Here is a 15,788-nt window from a genome sequence, read left to right as displayed (position 1 = left end):
GATGGACGCATGACTGCCGATACGATGGGCGATAGCGGGTTTGCCGTGCAGCCTGCCTCCATGACCACGATCCCTGTTGAAGGCAGCGACAAGCTGTTTCCCGTCAGGCGCATCTATTGCGTCGGGCGCAACTACGCCGCACACGCCGTCGAGATGGGGCATGATCCGTCGAAGGAGCCGCCCTTCTTCTTCCAGAAGAACCCTGACAACATCGTCCTGTTGGGTTCGGACTTCCCCTACCCTTCCAGGTCCAACGACGTGCATTTCGAAGCCGAAATGGTGATCGCCATCGGCAAGGGCGGCAGCGACATCGCCCCGGAACAGGCTCTCGATCATGTCTTCGGCTATGCCGTCGGGCTCGACATGACGCGACGCGACCTGCAGAACGAAGCCAAGGACCTGCGCCGTCCTTGGGAGATCGCGAAGGCGTTCGAGTGTTCGGCGCCCTGCGGCAACATCTTTCCGGCGTCGCTGATCGGGCATCCCGGGCGCGGCGCGATCTGGCTCGACGTGGACGGCGAGCGGAAACAAAGCGGCGATCTCAATCAGATGATCTGGAAGACGCCCGAGATCATCGCCCATCTCTCCGGCCTGTTCACGCTCGCGCCCGGCGACCTGATCTTCTCCGGCACGCCTTCCGGCGTCGGCCCCGTCCGGCGCGGCGAGGCGATGCTCGTGCATATCGACGGCATCGGCGAACTGAACGTACGGGTGGTCTGAACCGCCGGTCGTGTCGATGCCCGTTTTCGCCGGCCTGTTCCTGCCTCAGGCGCCGTTGTAGTTCGGGCTTTCGCGGGTGATCGTAACACCGTGCGGGTGGCTCTCGCGCAAGCCCGCGTTCGAAATGCGGACGAAGGTCGCCTTCTCACGGAATTCGGTCAGATCGCGCGCGCCGACATAGCCCATGGCCGCCTTGAGGCCGCCGGCGAGCTGATGGAGGACGCCGGCAACCGGCCCCTTGTAAGGCACCTGCCCTTCGATGCCTTCCGGCACAAGCTTCAGCGTGTCGCGCACCTCGGCCTGGAAATAGCGGTCGGCCGAGCCGCGCGCCATGGCGCCGACGGAGCCCATGCCGCGATACGCCTTGAACGAGCGGCCCTGATGCAGATAGACCTCGCCCGGGCTCTCGTCGGTGCCGGCGAGCAACGAGCCGATCATCGCGGCGCTCGCGCCAGCTGCGAGCGCCTTGGCGAGGTCGCCCGAGAATTTTATGCCGCCGTCTGCGATTACCGAAACGCCAGACTTCTGCGCGGCTTCCACCGCGCCCATGATCGCGGAAAGCTGCGGCACGCCGACGCCGGCCACGATGCGCGTGGTGCAGATCGAGCCCGGCCCGATGCCAACCTTCACCGCATCCGCGCCCGCATCGATGAGAGCGCGGGTGCCATCGGGCGTCGCCACATTGCCGGCCATGATGCGAACGGAGTTGGAGAGTTTTTTGGCCCGCGCTACGGCATCAAGCACGCGCTGCGAATGGCCGTGCGCGGTGTCGATGACCAGAAGGTCCACGCCGGCGTCGATGAGGCGCTCGGCGCGCTCGAAGCCGTCGTCGCCGACGCTGGTCGCGGCCGCGACACGCAGACGACCCTGGGCATCCTTGGACGCATGGGGATTGAGCTGCGACTTCTCGATATCCTTGACGGTGATCAGCCCGACGCAGTTGCCAGCCTCGTCGACCACCAGAAGCTTTTCGATGCGGCGCTGGTGAAGCAGGCGCTTGGCCTCGTCCTGGTCGGCGTTCTCGCGCACCGTGACCAGATTGTCCCTGGTCATCAGTTCGGAGACCTTCTGCTCGGGATCGGAGGCGAAGCGGACATCGCGGTTGGTGAGGATGCCGACAAGCCGGCCCGGGCGACCAGAGCCGTTGCCGTTCCGAACCACAGGGATGCCGGAAATGCCGTGCAGCCGCATAAGCGACTGGGCATCCGCGAGCGTCGCGTCGGGGCCGATGGTGACCGGGTTCACCACCATGCCGGATTCGAATTTCTTGACCTGCCGCACCTCCTCGGCCTGCTGGACAGGGGAGAAATTGCGATGGATGACGCCGATGCCGCCGGCCTGCGCCACGGCAATGGCAAGGCGCGCCTCGGTGACCGTGTCCATGGCCGCCGATAGGATCGGGATATTGAGCTCGATGTCGCCGGCGATACGGGTCCGGACATCGGTCTGGCCCGGCATCACCTCGGAATGGCCGGGCTGAAGCAGCACGTCGTCGAAGGTCAGCGCCAGGGCGCCGGTTGCGGTTTCGATGATCTTCGACATTGCCAAGCCTCGAATGAATGAAACAAAGCGAATGACCCGGTCGGGCCGCGCCGATTCGTGATTGCGTTTCTGGATTGGCAGCGGCTGGTATCATGTCGCCGGGTGCTTGGAAAGCCCGCCATCGCACATGCCTGCCTTGCTTCCGGCGCGCAGATTTGGGACTGAGTCGGTCAGGGCGATCACAAGGCTGAAGCGGCGCGGACGATGAACGACACAACTCTATCCCCATTGTAGCCGGACACTTGGTTTTGACACCTCGGACACTTGGTTTTGTAGCACGCGCCGGCAGCGCTAGCGTCGCCGCCACCGGTCCCCGATCCTGACCGCGCCCTTCATTCTGCCGCCGCCGGCATGCTTGGTGCAGCCCTCATAGTTGTGGTCGGTGCCGCCGCAGTAGTGGCAGCGGAGATCGGCGCGGCGCATGCTGCCCTCCCATGTCCCCGGACAATGGCTCGCCGGATGCAGGCTCGACCCGCAATAGGTGCAACGCTGATAGCTAGGCACTTTCCTTCCTCACGTCTCGTTTGCGCTCGGTCTCGACACGGGCTCGATACCACGCATGGAAGTCGTCAGAGCGACACCGGCTGCACGGCCGTGGATTGCCGAGAATGTCCGTCACGACACCCTCGTCATCGCATGTCCTGCAGCGCCGGGTGTCAGGCACCGCCGCCTCCCGTGATGATGACCTCGCCGGCGCGCTTCGCATTGTCGTTGCCGGCGACGGTATAGGTGAGTTCGACGCGCTCGATCGAGAAGCCGTCGAAGATCGCGCGGACCTCTGGAAGGTCGTTCAAAGTCATTATGAAGGCCCCTCGAAGGGTCTTCAAACGGGCCGCGATCGCCTCGAATTCCGACCGCTCGAACATGCCACGGCCATAGTAGTGCTCCGTGCCGTAGTAAGGCGGGTCCAGATAAAAGAGAGTGCCCGGCCGGTCCCAGCGGTCGATCAGCTTCAACCAGGGCTGGCACTCGATGACGACGCCGGCGAGGCGCTCGTGCACGGCCGCGAGGATTTCGGCCAGCTTGGTCACGTCGAAGCGGCCGCCATTGTCGGAGACGCCGAAACTCCGGCCGGCGACCTTGCCGCCGAAGGCCGTCTTCTGCAGGTAAAGGAAGCGCGCTGCCCTCTGAAGATCGGTGAGGCGCTCAGGATCCATGCCGTTCAAGCGCTCGAACTCGGCCCTGCTCGTAAGCTGCCACCGAAGCATGTCCATGAACGCCTCGTAGTGGTTTTGCAGGATTCGAAAGAAGTTCGCCACATCGCGGTTGAGGTCGTTGATGACTTCGGTCTTCGGCGCCCGGCGACGCTTCAGGAACACGCCGGCCATGCCGGCGAAGACCTCGACATAGGCATCGTGCGGCGCGGCCTCGATCATCCACGCAAGCCGCCTTGCCAGCTGCTTCTTGCCGCCAACCCAAGGTGCGGCGGGCTTGACGAGGATAACGTCCCGCATCTCGTATTTCGTCATGGTGTCCTGCATCCGACTCGCGCCACCTTGCCGCTGCGGCCTCGGCCGCCGGGGTGGCGATGATGCGTTGAGCTAGCCATGCGGGCCTTGGTTGGCGCCGGACCCGCAGCCGCGAAACGACGCGGCCTCCGCTGCATTCAAATCATGTCGGTTCCCTCGGTCTCGATCTTTTGGACGAGGCCCATCTCCTGCAGGCTGTCCAAAACGCCTGCGGCGCGAGCGGGGTAGTCCGGCGGCCAAGCAGCTTCGATCCGATCGGCGTTCCCCTCGATCTTGATATCGACCGTGCCTAGCGCGCAGTGCGTAACCTGATGGATGATGATGTCGTCCCCTGCATGCTCCGCATAGAAGAGGATGCGGCGGCCATCCGGCAGCTGCTCGATATGGCAGAAATTCGTTTCGTTGATCGCCTTCACTGGCTGCTCTCCTTCGCCTCTACCTCGACGGTCGTGATCCAGCCCCCGTCCTCGTCGAAGGTGATTTCGTGGGTGACGCAGGCGGCCACCATGCTGGCGCCATCGATGTCCGGCCCGAAGCCGCTGCAGATTACCGGCGCCTCGGCCGTGGCGGAGAGGTTGCCGGCGACGTCGAAGCTGCCCGAGATGCTCTTGCGGCCTTCCTCGCGACCGCTGGCGTCGGCCGCCAGCTTCGCCTGCGGCTGGGTCGAGAAGATGTGCACCGGCAGATAGCGGCTTGCCGAGCCGAGGCCCTTGCCCTGCTCCAGCTTCTCGATGCCGTCCTGAAAGTCGAACCACCCGCCATCCGATTCGGCGAACAGGCCGCGCTGCTCGATCGAGACGTCGAAGCGGTGGCACGAGGCAAAGTCGATCCGGATCGGCGGCAGCGGCGCACCCGAAGCCGCCCGACCCGCGCCGCGCTTGAGCACGGCCATCCTGCCGCCGGCGACCTTGATCGTGCCGCCCAGCTCCTGGGCGAGCGTCTCGGCGAACTCGCCGGCCGGCTCCTTCCATCGTAGCCGGTAAGGAATCTGGATCGAGGCCAGCTCCGGATCCACGATCGCCGTGGTGCCGGCCCTGGCCGCGATGCGCGAGAAAATGGCTCCGGCGGTCATCTCATCGAAATGCTCGCTGTCGACCTCCTTCAGCTTGTCGACGAAGTCGGCCGCGCGGCAGGAGATGGTCATCTCGTAGCCGCTGTCCGGATCGCCGCCGAGCGACGTCGTCTGGACGGTGTAGACGCCGGACGGCCGCATGCCGCCCAGCTCCCAGCCGACAAGCGGCGCATACTTCATGCCCTTGGCAGGACCGGCCGGCGCGGGCATCGGAACGCGGACGCGGATCTCCATCGTGTCGCTCTCGCCGCCGGCCTGATCCACGATGGTGACGCCGGCAAGGTTGCTGCCGAGGCGGCCGACGAGATCGGCACCGCTCGGCGTCAGGATCTGGACGATCGGCTTCCGCGCCATGCCCTACTCCCACGCCAGCTGGTAGGTTGTCGCCGGCTTCACCGCCAGTTCAACGGGCGTCCGGATGACGGTGCCGAGCGGAATGATGGTGCCGTGGGAGGCAAGCCCCGGATTGGCGGCGAGCAAGCCTTCCACGGTGCCGTTCTTCTCGGTGCCGTAAACCTTGCGGGCGATGCGATCGAGGCGCTCGCCCTCAAGGGCCTCGACGGTGTAGGTTCTCATCGCAGCAAGGTCCTGAGATCGGGTATAGCGATGCCGCCGAGGCCGGGCAGCTGCAGCAGGTCCATGGTGACATCGACAATGCGGCCGACGCCGTCGAACGGGTGCAACTGCTCCTCATCCGCGTCGAGAGAGCGGACGATGACCAAGCCGCCGCTGATGCCGAGATAGTTGCCGTGCAGGCGGATGAACGGCACTTCGGCTTGCATCTCGTGCTGCGCCTCAAGGATGGCGTAGGCGTCGAGCCCGCCCATGATCTGCGGCAGGGTACGCGCCTCGATGGTTACGGCGCGCTCGCCCATGCCTGTTTTCTGATACTCCATGCCACCCTGCACAGGATGGCCGGGCACGCGGCTTTCGCTCGACTTGCGTATGCGCTGCGGGTTGAGACCGCCCACCGTGTAGAGGACGGCGCCGCCGATCGAGATCAGCGCGCCGACTGGCGTAAAGACGCTCATCCGAAGGCGCTCCCCATGTCGCCGATCGCGTTCCACTGCGCGAGCCGGACCTGGCGGTTCTGCTCGGCCTGGACGCGCCGCGCCGCGACCTGCGGATTCGACGTCCGGATGTTGTAGTTGTTCACCGGAGCCAACGAGGCCGTCTGCCTGCCGCCTGTGCCACGAGGCGCGCCGCCATTGCCGGCACCACCGGCCTGCCCGCCGCCGCCTTTCGGCCCGACGAGGCGGGGCTGGATGGTCGGCGAGACGGTGAAGCCCAGCATGGCGCGGATACTATCGGCGATGCCCTGGGCGATACCGATCGCCTCCTGTCCCTGGGCCTGGAGCGCGTCGTTGTAGCTCTCCATCGACTGCTCGGCGGCCGGCCCCATAGGTTTACCGAGCGGCACCGGCATGGTGGCGGGCAACGTTTGCTTCGCGCCGCGACCTGGTACCGGGCCAAGTTCCGGATCTGCGTCAGAGATGGCCTTCAAACGGGCAGTCTCTGCCGCGATCTGTTTGAGGACCTCTTCCAGTTCGGCCATCAGTGCGGCGCGCTCGAAGCCTGCACCGCCCGACTGAGGGCCTATGTTCACCTCGGATAGATCTCGGGTGAGTTGATCGCGCCGGCCTTGCAATGCCACGAGATCATCCGAGTTTTCGCTCGGCGCGAGGCCCAGCAGGTTGCGAAGATTACCGACGGTCCCCGGTGTGTCTGCGGACATGATGTCGAGAACGTTGGCGAAGCCCTCAAGCACCTTGGTTCCGCCGATCCGATCGATGAATGCACCGAATTTCATCCAGGCATCGCTGAGCGCGTTATCGGCGCGATCGAAGCGGCTTTGAGGATCGTCCTTCACCCGCTGGAAATCGCGTTCCGTCGCGCCGCTTGCACCTTGGAGGTCTTCAGCGAGCCGGTCGCGCTCTTCCCTGTCAGCCAGTAGGTTCAGGATGCCGAGCTGCGAATCTTTCTCGCGGAAGAGCCTCGTGATCTTGCTTTTGTCGCCCTTGATGGCCTCCTCGACAGCGTCGAGGACGATGTTGACGGGATCCTCGCCGCGCGCCTTCCCGTCCTTGATGCGCTTCGGCAGATCGACCTTGAAATCCTTAAAATTGTTCGCCGTTTCCTCGGCGTCCATCTTGCCGAGAACCTCACCGAGTTGGCGCGCCGCGTTGTCGTTTCCGCCGCTGCGACGAGCGATAATCTGAAGCGACGCGATCAGGCTCGCGAGACCGCCTTCACCTTGATAACCCTTGGAGCCAGCGAGCGAGAGCAGACCAGGCAGATAGTTGGCCATGTCCCGCATCTCGAACTGACCGCTATTGCCGCCTTCGATCATAATATCGGAGGCCTTGCTGAGTTTGTCCGGCGTGAAACCGAGGGAACGTTCGGCGGCAAGGAAAGTGTTCACCACATCTTCGGAGGAAGCGCCGGAGGTCTTGGCCGTCCTGCCGATATCCCTCATCTGGTCGAGCGAGCCGCGCCATTCCCCGGTAGAAGTGACGCGGGATCGAAAGGCTTCAAGAATGTCATCAGCCGGCACGCCAATCTCTTGAGCGATCGCGCGGAGCTCTGGGATGCTGCCTTCAACGTCATCCTGCTTTACCCCGGCCGCGTTACCGAGCATGCGCATCTCGCGGTCGAATCCGGCGTACTTTTTGGTCGCGCGATAGGCGGCAACACCGCCAGCGGCTATACCCGCGCCCGCAGCGTAGCTCCCGGATACGCCAAACGGGACGTAGGCGTCCAAACCCGACCTGTCGGCGAAGCCCTCGGCCGCACGTCCGGCTCGGCCGGACCCGGGTGTATGGGTCGGATCGGATGCGCCGCCGGTTCCCGGAGTATGCACCGGCGCGCCAACACCACGCCCTGCTGGATGCTTCGCCGGATCATTAAGCAACGGCTGGCCTCCGGCGCCGATATTGCGGATCGCGTCTTCCGTCTTCTTTGCCTCATCGCGCAGTTTTGAAAGCGCTGAAGTATCGTCGAGCAGCTCGATTTTTCCGGAAGCCTGGCTGGCGGCAGTCCCAATATTCTCGATCGCCTGCCTTGCGCTTGCCGCGTCCTGCTTGAGTTCGGCGAACCCGACGTCCCCTATCTGCCCCAGTTTCCGTCGCAGTTCGTCGGCTTCTGTTCCGATGGAGGCGATCGCCTGCTTTGCATGGCCGGCATCCTGCTTGAGGCCATCCAACCCTCGCGTGGCGTTCAGTCGTCCGAGTTTCTGGCGCAGTTGCTCGGTCTCTTCTGAAATGCCACCGAGCTTCGTCTTTGCGTCCGCTGCCGCAGCGCCGACCTTGCGAATGTCCGCGCCCAACTGGTCACTGCCGCGCGTCCGACCCAGCCGTTCGGCGGCGCGCTGCAGCTCCTTCAGGTCGCGCTCTGCCTCCTCGGCGGGACGCGAAAGCTGGTTGACCAGACGAAGACGCAGTGAGACGTCGAGATCGCTCATCTCTCCACCCGCGCCATGAGGCCGAAGGTCTCGGCATGGACGTCACGCGCCAACGGCCACCACAAGAGCCCTTCGTCCCAGCGCATTGCGAGCAGTTGCGGGAGAGGAGTGTGGAAGATGGCCGAGATGCGCGCCATGAACGACCGCCAGTCGCGAAGGTCTATGATGACGCGGGAGCCGGCGGCGGGGCCGGCCGGAACGCGCGGGGCAAAAAATCCCAGCAAACTCCCGTAACCTTCTCGCCGTCGACGTCGACAAGCCCGCGCAGCACCGGCGCCGGCAGGCCCGTCATAGCCGCGTAGATCTCGAAATTGTCGATGCGGCCAGCCGGAAGGCTGTCGATCAGGTCGCCCACCTCACCGATCGGCAAGCGTCGCACTCTGATCTCCGAGATGGTCTCTCCTGCAAGGAGGAAGGGATATTCAAGCGGGACAGTTTCGATTGGCTTGCGGCCAACGAACTCCAGTTGGGCGATTTCTCGTGAGGGGTTTTTCTCGTCCGGAGCCGGCGTTTCGGCCGTGGGCTTCTGCGGCGCGGCCGGCACCCGCTTCGATGCGTTGTCCAACTCCGCCCACATATGCTCGGGCGGCAGCGGGATTTCTTCCGCGACGGTCGGGCCGTTGGGATCGGCGGTGGCCGGCGTCTGGACGGTAGCGGTTTTCTTGGTCATGAGGCCTCGCGTAAAAGCTTCGGGCGGCGGACTATCGTCCCTACACGGCACCGGGATGCGCACCCCTTCGGCCGGTCCTCAAAGAGTGCTGGGAGCCTCGCGAGCCGTACCAGACCGCCCTCTCTGGGTATTCGACGTGCCGGTCTCCCGCCCGGCTGTCCGCTGGTAGGCCGCAATCCTCAGATCCGGCCTCTCGCTCAAGTCGGGGCGCAGCGGCTTCCCCTTTTATTCTGGTTGCGGGAGGCGGATTTGAACCGCCGACGGCGAGGTTATGGGCCTCGTGCTCTACCTGGCTGAGCTACCCCGCGAGACCGCGGCTAGGCCGCGATGATCCTGTTGTGCTCGGCCGTGTAGTTCACGCCGTTGATGATCAGCGTGTTGTTCTGCACGTCGAACTTGTGGACGGTCGTTCCGTCGACCACGTCCTGGTACTGGATGATGCTCGACCAGCGCAGGCGTGCCGGGCCGTCCGCCTTCATGCCCTTCACGCCTGGCTGTTCGACCTCGTTCAGCAGTCCCTTGAGGATGACGACACGGCCTTTCAGCTTCGGCCCGCCCGTCGTCGCGCCTGTCGAGGTGCCGTTGGCGCTGTTCGGGAACGCGTTGAGCAGGCTTTCGTAGTAGGTCACGGTGGTCCAGTCGCCCGGCTCGCGGCCGAAGCGGGAGCGGACCTCGGGCGGCGTGGAGTTGACCGACATCTCCGCCGTGAGCGCGGCGATCTCGGCCGGCAGCTCCAGGCTGAAATAGCCACCGCCCAGCACGAATGGAACCATGTCCCGGCGCAGCACCGGCAGCTTCGTCGACTCGGCGCGCAGCCGCATGTTGATCTCGTCGACGTACCAGTTCGCGCCCCGGATGATATTGTCCATGGAAAGCTCCTAGCTTCAGGCCGCGACGCGGATGTTGGGGCGGCCGAGTGCGTTGATGGCGGTGGCGATGGCGGCGGCGAGCGCGTCGTAGGCCTCCGGCATCGTCTCGCTGTAGATCTGCAGGTCGACCAGGTCCGGCGTCTCGGCGTAGCGCACCTTCACCCGCATGGCGCCCGCCTGCAGCAGCGCGCCGGGGTTCATGGTCGGAGACCAGAGCCACTCGTATTCGATGATCGCGCCCAGCGCCTTGAGGTCGCTGTAGAACGCGTCGCCCGACAGGAACACCTGCGTTGCCTCGTGCGGGGTCATGTCGCTCGACATGTACTTCCGCATCGGGCGCAGCATGGCCTTGTCGGCGGCGTGGCGGGTACGGATCACCTTGATCGAGCGGTAGCCGATCGTCGTCGGGTCGGTCGCTGTGGTGAACGGCGCCCATAGCAGATTGCCCTCGATCACCGTGCCGACGCCGCCCTGGACGAGCACGTTGGCCTCGGAAGAGATGTCGCCGTCCGTGTAGCCGACCGGCTTGGACGTGCCGAGAATGCCCTGCAGCGGCCGGTTCCAGGCTGCCTTGTACGGGTTGCCCGCCTCTTTGTCGCGACGCACGGTCGCCGCCGCCACATGCGGCGACAGCGGCCGGGTGACGTTTCCGGCGCCGAGATTGACGATCGCCGCCGGATACATGGCGATGACGTTGTAGGATGTCGCGAAGTCCGCCGCCCATTCGCGCGCCGCCGCAACGCTTGTCGTCGGCGTGTCGCCTATCGCCTTGCAGTCGATGAGACGGGTGCAGACGGCATCCATCGCCACCATGACCGGGTTGCGGACGGTGCCGAGCGTCAGCGTGGCCACCGCGCCGCTGCCGCCGCCGCCCGAGAAGACGACAGACGGTGCGTCGTAACCGCCGGCAAGAGCAGGGCCGGAAACGGTGGCGCCCGCCACGGTGGTGGAGAAGGCGATCGCATTGCCCGCCGCGCCGGCAGTGGCGGCGGTGAGTTGCAGCCTGGTCGGGGTGGCGACATAGTCGACGGTCACCAGATTGGCGTCGGCCGAGCCGTTGAGCATGACGGCGAGAGCCGTCAGCGTGGCCGCGAGATCGACGCCGATATTTACCTGATTGCCGGCCGCGCCAGACCCCTTGAAGGTGACGGCCGTGCCGGCGATCGTCACCGTGGTGTCGGCCACCGGGTTGGAAACGAAGGTGATCTCGCCGGTCGCCTTGGCGGCGGCGTTCTGATACCCGATGCCGGGATTGGAGATGGCGATCGCCTCGACCTGTCCGGCCTCGTTGATGGAGCAGATCGCGGACGCGCCGGCGCCGCCGCCGCCGACGATCTCCACCGATGGCGCCTCGGTGTAATCCTCACCGCCGTCCGCCAGCGTGATGCCGGCGACGCCAGTGGTCGGCCGCAATGTCGTGTTGCCGGGCGCCAGAAGCAGACCCGGATAGGCGCCCTCGGCCGGGTCGCCGTTGGCATGCGCCCATACGCCCGTGTGGAGCGCGGCCGAACCGACGATGGCCGACATCTCGGCGGCGAGCTTCGCGTTGGCGTCGACCAGCGACGAATGCTGGGTGCGGACCACCTGGACGGTGGTGACGATGCCTTCCGAGCCGATCTGCTTGATCGCGTCCTGCAGAAGGCAGGCCCCCATGGCGAGGACCTTCGCAGCATCGTCCGTCGCGAAACGGACGCGGGTGTTGAGCGGAAAGATGCCGGCGTCGGCCAGCGGCATCGGGCCGGTCAGGCCGATGACGGTCGAGTCGCGCGTGTCGATCCTGGCGAGCGTCCCCGAAAGATTCGAGAATACGCGGACGCCGACGAAGTCAGTGGTTGCACCCGGCATGAAAAGACCCTGCGGAACGGTGACGAGGTTTCACCGGACATTGGCAGGGTCGGAAGGATGGCATGTGGCTGACAGCTGTCAGCCCTTCTTGTCGAGCGGCTAGAATCCCTTGATCATGCCCGCTTAATCACAATCTGGCAATCGAGAGGGATTTTGCCGTGGCCTTGCACACCATACACCTTATGAAGCCTATATCGTCCGACACATTGGGCGCTCTGCAACACTGCGCCTTATCCGCGCTGAACAACGGCGCGACGGAAATGACCATCTACCTGTCCTGCGAGGGGGGAACGAACGACCAAGGGTTTGCGGCCTATAACTTCCTTCGGTCGCTTCCGGTGCCTCTGACAATGCACGGTATCAGCAACGTAGAATCAATGGCTGTCATTCTCTTCCTTGCTGCTGACAGGCGCGTCATTGTTCCCCACGGAAAGGTGAAGATCCACCCGATGCACTGGGGCTTCAACGGTGGTCCGGTCGACCACGACCGCCTAGCCGAGTACGTCGAGAGCATGGATTTTGACGCCAAGCGCTACGCGAACATCTTCGCGGAGCGGACCCCCAAAGCCAAAACTCCTCTGAACATCGCGGAAAACCTCGCGGGCCGCGCTCTGGTGCTGGACGCCAAGGCCGCCGTTGAAAGCAACATCGCCACCGAGATCGCCGATGCCGCTATCCCAGCTGACTCTGTGCGTTGGTGGGTTTAGATCTCCAGCACCACTCGGCGAGATACAATTTGCACCCATGTGCCACAGCCCTTTCCGGCATAATCAAAGTCGAAAGATGCTCTAGAACGCGAGCCGACGAGAGTTTGGTCCAAAGCCCGCAGCAACACTTTGCCAAATGGTTTACAAACCGCTAGCAGCGGCAAAGAACGCGTCGACCTGCGCTTCATCAAAACCGAGAGCGGCAAAGCCTGCCTGCATCATCGGCTCGCCGCGCACGAAGGTGCCACTGTTGGCGAAGGCCACCTGCACGGCCCGGCTCTGCGTCGCGATCCAAGCCTCGACGTCGTCTAGCAGCGTCTCGCCCTCGCCGATCGCGGGATAAGCGAGGAGTTGGAGCTTGAACTGTCGTGAGGTGACGCGATCCGGAACCACTGACGCAACCGGCACACCCGGCGTGAAATCCTCGCCGTCATAGGTCCAGCCCGGCGCGACGATCGAGCCTTCCGGCAGGGTGACAAGCACGCGCCCCGGAAGCTCGAAATCGTCGTCGGCGAGGATGACGTTCTCCACCACGCCCGCGTTGATGACTGCTTTGCGATTTACCATTGGATCACCCGTCCCCATCCCGGCCCGCCATCGCCGCCGTTGCCGCCGGTGGTTCGGGACGCACCGCCACCGCCGCCGCCAGCACCCCGACCGCCGTTGCCGCCCTTGCCGCCGAGCGCGCCTGTCGAGCCGCCGCCGCCGCCGCCACCGATCAGCGGGCCGGCCGCGTCTGCGCCGTTGCCTCCGCCGCTGGCGCCGCCTGCCGCCCCGGAACCATCGGCGAAATTGCTGTTGGACCCGCCTGGAGCGCCAGCGCCTGTAGCGCTTGCCGTGCTGACGCCGGCACCGGCACCGCCACTCGGGCCGCCGCGCTGTCCGAACTTGCCAAAATAGATGGCGAGCGCCGAAGCGTCGCCGTTGGGGCCTTGCGGACCCACTCCCTCCTGAGACGCCGGATCGTACTTTATGGTGTTGTTGTTGACGGAGGCGCCGTTGCTGCCGCGCATACCACTACAAGCCCGCAGCAGCGTGCCGAACGTAGCGTCGCCGGCAGTGGTGCCTACGCCGGCGCTGACGCCAAACACGCCGCCGGCTGGCGCTGCCGGTATCGTAATCGAAACGCTGCCTGGCAGGTCAGCCGCGAGAAAGAATTGAAACGTGCGCTCGCCCCCCGCGCCGCCACCGCCGCCAGGCCGGTGCGAGGAGTTGTTGCCGGCAGCGCCGGCCGCTCCCGGCCCGCCGGCACCCATCAGTTCCACAAGCACGATGGTCGCATCGGCGTGCTTGTTCCATGTCCCCGACGCCAGAAACTCGTTGACTTGCAGGATCGGCAACGCCGCCACGATGGCGGTGATTTCGGCCTGCGAGAACGTCTCCGTCTTGCGATAGGTGTCGAAGAGCCTCTGCCACAAGCCGGGCGAAAACAGCCCGGCCCGCTTTGCAGTCGCGATCAGGTTCATAGCGCGGATACCTTCGGAAGATCGGCCGGGGCGATGGCCTTGCCGTAGCGGGCGCGGCGGCGGATGTAGCCGCCGCCATAAAGATGCGAGCCACCGTTCAGATGGCCGAAGCATTCCTGACTGAGACCGCCCGGCATCGTGCCGGCGGTGTCGGAATGGACCGCGCCGCCATCGAGGGAGACGTGGAAGGCGTCCTTTTTGAACGACGCCGCCACGCGATGGCGCTGGCCCGGCGTCACGGCCGAGACCGGCAGATAGGCTTCCGCGCCACCGGAAAGCAGCACGATCAGCTCAAGATTGCCGGTCGCGCCGTTGATGCGCAGGCCGAGAATGTTGGCGCCGGTGCCGTCCGTGATCGACCAGATGTAGGCGACGGCAGCGCCGAGCGCGGCCCGCACTTCGAAGTCGATGACGACGCTGCATTCCAGAGCGTTCCAGTCCTCGGAAAAATCCGTTCCTGCGATGGTGAGCACGTCGGCGCTGCGGGTCGCGGTCGCCGTCGTCGTGCGAATGCGGGAGGTTGCCGCCGGCCCGGCCTCAACCTGCACCTCCCCGAAGAAAGCGCCCGAGGCACCGTTGCCGGTGTAGACGGCAGCGCCGTCGCCGGACGCAAGGAAGATGTCGACGCCACCCGTGCCGGCGGCGAAGTTGCCGGTCACGCTGATGAGGCAGTTGCCGTTGTCGAGAAGCTCGATGTCGCCGCTGCCGGAGACGACGGTCCCCTTCACCGCGTTGGCGAGATCGAAGTAGACGCCGCAGACGCCGGCCGCCGTGCTGTCGTAGGCGGACAGGTAGCACCATGTCCGCTCGCCGGCCCGCGCCTCGACGCTGATGGTCTTGAAACCCGCGCCGCCGAAATTGACGCCCTGCTCGGCGACATGGGTGTTGCCGGCCGTGCCATCCTCTACGATCTTGTCGAGCGTCGTGGTGCCGTCCGAGGCAAGCCCGGTGTTGGCCGAGATCGAGCACCGCACCTTCGTCCACGCGGCGTTGGAAAGGTCCTGGCTGTGCAGCGCCAGATTGGTCGCGGCCGGCTCCAGCAGCGCGCCCTTGACCTTGCCCTGGGCGTGGTCGATGCGCAGCGTGTTGGCGGCGACCGAGGCCAGCAGGCCGTTGACCTTGCGAGCCAGCGCCGCGCCGCCACGCGTGAACCATCCGCTGGCGATGGCGTAGTCGCCCGAAAAGTCGAGATAGCTGACCGGCTGGATGGCGATGCGGTCGAGCGGGTCGCGATCAAAGCTGCGCAACGCGTCGACCTGCGCGGCCGAGTAGGATTGCGCCTTCGTCCAGTAGCTCGACGGATCGAACAGAGCAGCAGCGGCAGCGGCTGCAAGCGCATCGTCTCTCGCCTGCCCGGCTTCGTCAGCGGCCTGCAGGACAAGCGGCGTTGCAGCGGCAACAGCCGCGTGCATCGGCACGATCGCGGCGTGCTTGCCCGCGACGTCGTCGCGCATCGTCTGGATGGCGAGCGTGTCGATCGCGGCGATCTCGACCGTGACGCCGGTGTGCGGGCCGGCCGCGCCGGCCGTGGCGAAGATCTCGATCGACAGCTCGCGCGTCGACGGCACCCAGCCCAGCACCCTGGCGAAGGCGTAGTCTTCCGTGTTTTCCGGCAGTGTCAGGGCAACGACGGAGGTCGGCTTGAACGGGAAGTTCGCGCCGGCTTCGAGCAGCAGCGTCGCCTCCAGCCCGACCGTGAAGGAGATCGGCGTTTCCGTCGCCGCCGAGAGGAACTCGGCGTTGCGGATCGCCGTCACCAGCTGGTCGGCCGAGGTGAACAGCTCGGAGAAGTTCTGCGTGATCGCCGCCACCAGACCGTCGACGACGGTCGACTGGTTGGCGCTGAGCGCGCCGACCTTCGTCTCTGCGGCGCCCATGCGCTGGTGGAGATCGCCGAGCAGCCTGCCGAGCACCTCCTGCAGGTTGCCGTCGCTGTTGTTCAGCGCATCGACGGGATCGAGCGGCATC

At 65.4% G+C, this 15,788-nt stretch carries 15 protein-coding genes, 1 tRNA gene and 1 pseudogene; 3 read left to right on the top strand and 14 right to left on the bottom strand.

Annotated features, from left to right (window positions below):
* Window positions 1-9 precede the first annotated feature (9 nt).
* Window positions 10-720, top strand: coding sequence for a fumarylacetoacetate hydrolase family protein (locus tag M9955_15785; protein MCO5083102.1), 711 nt, complete (start codon window positions 10-12; stop codon window positions 718-720).
* Between the two features lie 45 nt (window positions 721-765).
* Here M9955_15785 and guaB read toward each other — a convergent pair whose 3' ends face one another.
* The 12 genes from guaB to M9955_15725 form a co-directional block, all read right to left on the bottom strand.
* The gene (gene guaB / locus M9955_15780; GenBank protein MCO5083101.1) at window positions 766-2,262 is read right to left on the bottom strand and encodes an IMP dehydrogenase; all 1,497 of its coding nucleotides are present in this window, start codon (window positions 2,260-2,262) and stop codon (window positions 766-768) included.
* Window positions 2,263-2,918: 656 nt separating this feature from the next.
* Entirely contained in the window at window positions 2,919-3,743 is an 825-nt protein-coding gene (locus M9955_15775) for a DNA adenine methylase (protein MCO5083100.1), read from the bottom strand.
* A gap of 125 nt (window positions 3,744-3,868) precedes the next feature.
* Window positions 3,869-4,147 carry a hypothetical protein gene (locus tag M9955_15770; protein MCO5083099.1) on the bottom strand — a complete coding sequence of 93 codons (279 nt, stop codon included), beginning with the start codon at window positions 4,145-4,147 and terminating at the stop codon, window positions 3,869-3,871.
* A complete protein-coding gene (locus M9955_15765; GenBank protein ID MCO5083098.1) occupies window positions 4,144-5,157 on the bottom strand; it encodes a hypothetical protein in 1,014 nt (337 codons plus the stop codon). Before M9955_15765 ends, M9955_15770 begins: the two co-directional genes overlap by 4 nt.
* Before the next feature lie 3 nt (window positions 5,158-5,160).
* On the bottom strand, window positions 5,161-5,379 hold the full coding sequence (locus tag M9955_15760; protein MCO5083097.1) for a tail protein X: 219 nt from the start codon (window positions 5,377-5,379) through the stop codon (window positions 5,161-5,163).
* Window positions 5,376-5,834 (bottom strand): phage tail protein, encoded by a 459-nt coding sequence (locus M9955_15755; protein ID MCO5083096.1) that lies wholly within the window; start codon window positions 5,832-5,834, stop codon window positions 5,376-5,378. Before M9955_15755 ends, M9955_15760 begins: the two co-directional genes overlap by 4 nt.
* Window positions 5,831-8,263 (bottom strand): phage tail tape measure protein, encoded by a 2,433-nt coding sequence (locus M9955_15750; protein MCO5083095.1) that lies wholly within the window; start codon window positions 8,261-8,263, stop codon window positions 5,831-5,833. The genes M9955_15755 and M9955_15750 overlap by 4 nt, the downstream gene beginning before the upstream one ends.
* Window positions 8,260-8,400, bottom strand: a complete 141-nt coding sequence (locus tag M9955_15745) for a hypothetical protein (protein MCO5083094.1) — start codon at window positions 8,398-8,400, stop codon at window positions 8,260-8,262. Before M9955_15745 ends, M9955_15750 begins: the two co-directional genes overlap by 4 nt.
* Window positions 8,401-8,423: 23 nt before the next feature.
* Window positions 8,424-8,933 (bottom strand): hypothetical protein, encoded by a 510-nt coding sequence (locus tag M9955_15740; protein ID MCO5083093.1) that lies wholly within the window; start codon window positions 8,931-8,933, stop codon window positions 8,424-8,426.
* 231 nt (window positions 8,934-9,164) lie between these two features.
* Window positions 9,165-9,241: transfer RNA gene (locus M9955_15735), tRNA-Met, on the bottom strand.
* A 9-nt stretch (window positions 9,242-9,250) separates the two neighbouring features.
* Window positions 9,251-9,802, bottom strand: coding sequence for a phage major tail tube protein (locus M9955_15730; protein ID MCO5083092.1), 552 nt, complete (start codon window positions 9,800-9,802; stop codon window positions 9,251-9,253).
* A 15-nt stretch (window positions 9,803-9,817) separates the two neighbouring features.
* Entirely contained in the window at window positions 9,818-11,647 is a 1,830-nt protein-coding gene (locus M9955_15725; protein ID MCO5083091.1) for a hypothetical protein, read from the bottom strand.
* Between the two features lie 182 nt (window positions 11,648-11,829).
* On the opposite strand from M9955_15725, the gene M9955_15720 reads away from it, so the two are divergent.
* Window positions 11,830-12,354 carry an ATP-dependent Clp protease proteolytic subunit gene (locus M9955_15720; GenBank protein ID MCO5083090.1) on the top strand — a complete coding sequence of 175 codons (525 nt, stop codon included), beginning with the start codon at window positions 11,830-11,832 and terminating at the stop codon, window positions 12,352-12,354.
* Window positions 12,355-12,495: 141 nt separating this feature from the next.
* On the opposite strand, the gene M9955_15715 is transcribed toward M9955_15720, so the two are convergent.
* A complete protein-coding gene (locus M9955_15715) occupies window positions 12,496-12,921 on the bottom strand; it encodes a hypothetical protein (GenBank protein MCO5083089.1) in 426 nt (141 codons plus the stop codon).
* 63 nt (window positions 12,922-12,984) lie between these two features.
* Between M9955_15715 and M9955_15710 the strand changes: the two are divergent.
* Window positions 12,985-13,071 (top strand): annotated as a pseudogene (locus M9955_15710) (polymer-forming cytoskeletal protein).
* A 745-nt stretch (window positions 13,072-13,816) separates the two neighbouring features.
* Here the strand turns inward: M9955_15710 and M9955_15705 are convergent.
* The gene (locus M9955_15705) at window positions 13,817-15,787 is read right to left on the bottom strand and encodes a hypothetical protein (protein MCO5083088.1); all 1,971 of its coding nucleotides are present in this window, start codon (window positions 15,785-15,787) and stop codon (window positions 13,817-13,819) included.
* Window position 15,788 lies beyond the last annotated feature (1 nt).

The sequence above is a fragment of the Rhizobiaceae bacterium genome (assembly GCA_023953845.1).
Classification (GTDB): domain Bacteria; phylum Pseudomonadota; class Alphaproteobacteria; order Rhizobiales; family Rhizobiaceae; genus Arvimicrobium.
This window is presented reverse-complemented; position numbering and strand designations above follow the sequence as displayed.

What these genes read in the sequence shown, in the direction of transcription:
- M9955_15740 (MCO5083093.1), bottom strand. Translation starts at nt 8,933, where the DNA reads ATGACCAAGAAAACCGCTACCGTCCAGACGCCGGCCACCGCCGATCCC.
- M9955_15745 (MCO5083094.1), bottom strand. Translation starts at nt 8,400, where the DNA reads ATGGCGCGCATCTCGGCCATCTTCCACACTCCTCTCCCGCAACTGCTC.
- M9955_15755 (MCO5083096.1), bottom strand. Translation starts at nt 5,834, where the DNA reads ATGAGCGTCTTTACGCCAGTCGGCGCGCTGATCTCGATCGGCGGCGCC.
- M9955_15730 (MCO5083092.1), bottom strand. Translation starts at nt 9,802, where the DNA reads ATGGACAATATCATCCGGGGCGCGAACTGGTACGTCGACGAGATCAAC.
- M9955_15760 (MCO5083097.1), bottom strand. Translation starts at nt 5,379, where the DNA reads ATGAGAACCTACACCGTCGAGGCCCTTGAGGGCGAGCGCCTCGATCGC.
- M9955_15705 (MCO5083088.1), bottom strand. Translation starts at nt 15,787, where the DNA reads ATGCCGCTCGATCCCGTCGATGCGCTGAACAACAGCGACGGCAACCTG.
- M9955_15750 (MCO5083095.1), bottom strand. Translation starts at nt 8,263, where the DNA reads ATGAGCGATCTCGACGTCTCACTGCGTCTTCGTCTGGTCAACCAGCTT.
- M9955_15775 (MCO5083100.1), bottom strand. Translation starts at nt 3,743, where the DNA reads ATGCAGGACACCATGACGAAATACGAGATGCGGGACGTTATCCTCGTC.
- M9955_15765 (MCO5083098.1), bottom strand. Translation starts at nt 5,157, where the DNA reads ATGGCGCGGAAGCCGATCGTCCAGATCCTGACGCCGAGCGGTGCCGAT.
- M9955_15715 (MCO5083089.1), bottom strand. Translation starts at nt 12,921, where the DNA reads ATGGTAAATCGCAAAGCAGTCATCAACGCGGGCGTGGTGGAGAACGTC.
- M9955_15720 (MCO5083090.1), top strand. Translation starts at nt 11,830, where the DNA reads ATGAAGCCTATATCGTCCGACACATTGGGCGCTCTGCAACACTGCGCC.
- M9955_15785 (MCO5083102.1), top strand. Translation starts at nt 10, where the DNA reads ATGACTGCCGATACGATGGGCGATAGCGGGTTTGCCGTGCAGCCTGCC.
- guaB (MCO5083101.1), bottom strand. Translation starts at nt 2,262, where the DNA reads ATGTCGAAGATCATCGAAACCGCAACCGGCGCCCTGGCGCTGACCTTC.
- M9955_15725 (MCO5083091.1), bottom strand. Translation starts at nt 11,647, where the DNA reads ATGCCGGGTGCAACCACTGACTTCGTCGGCGTCCGCGTATTCTCGAAT.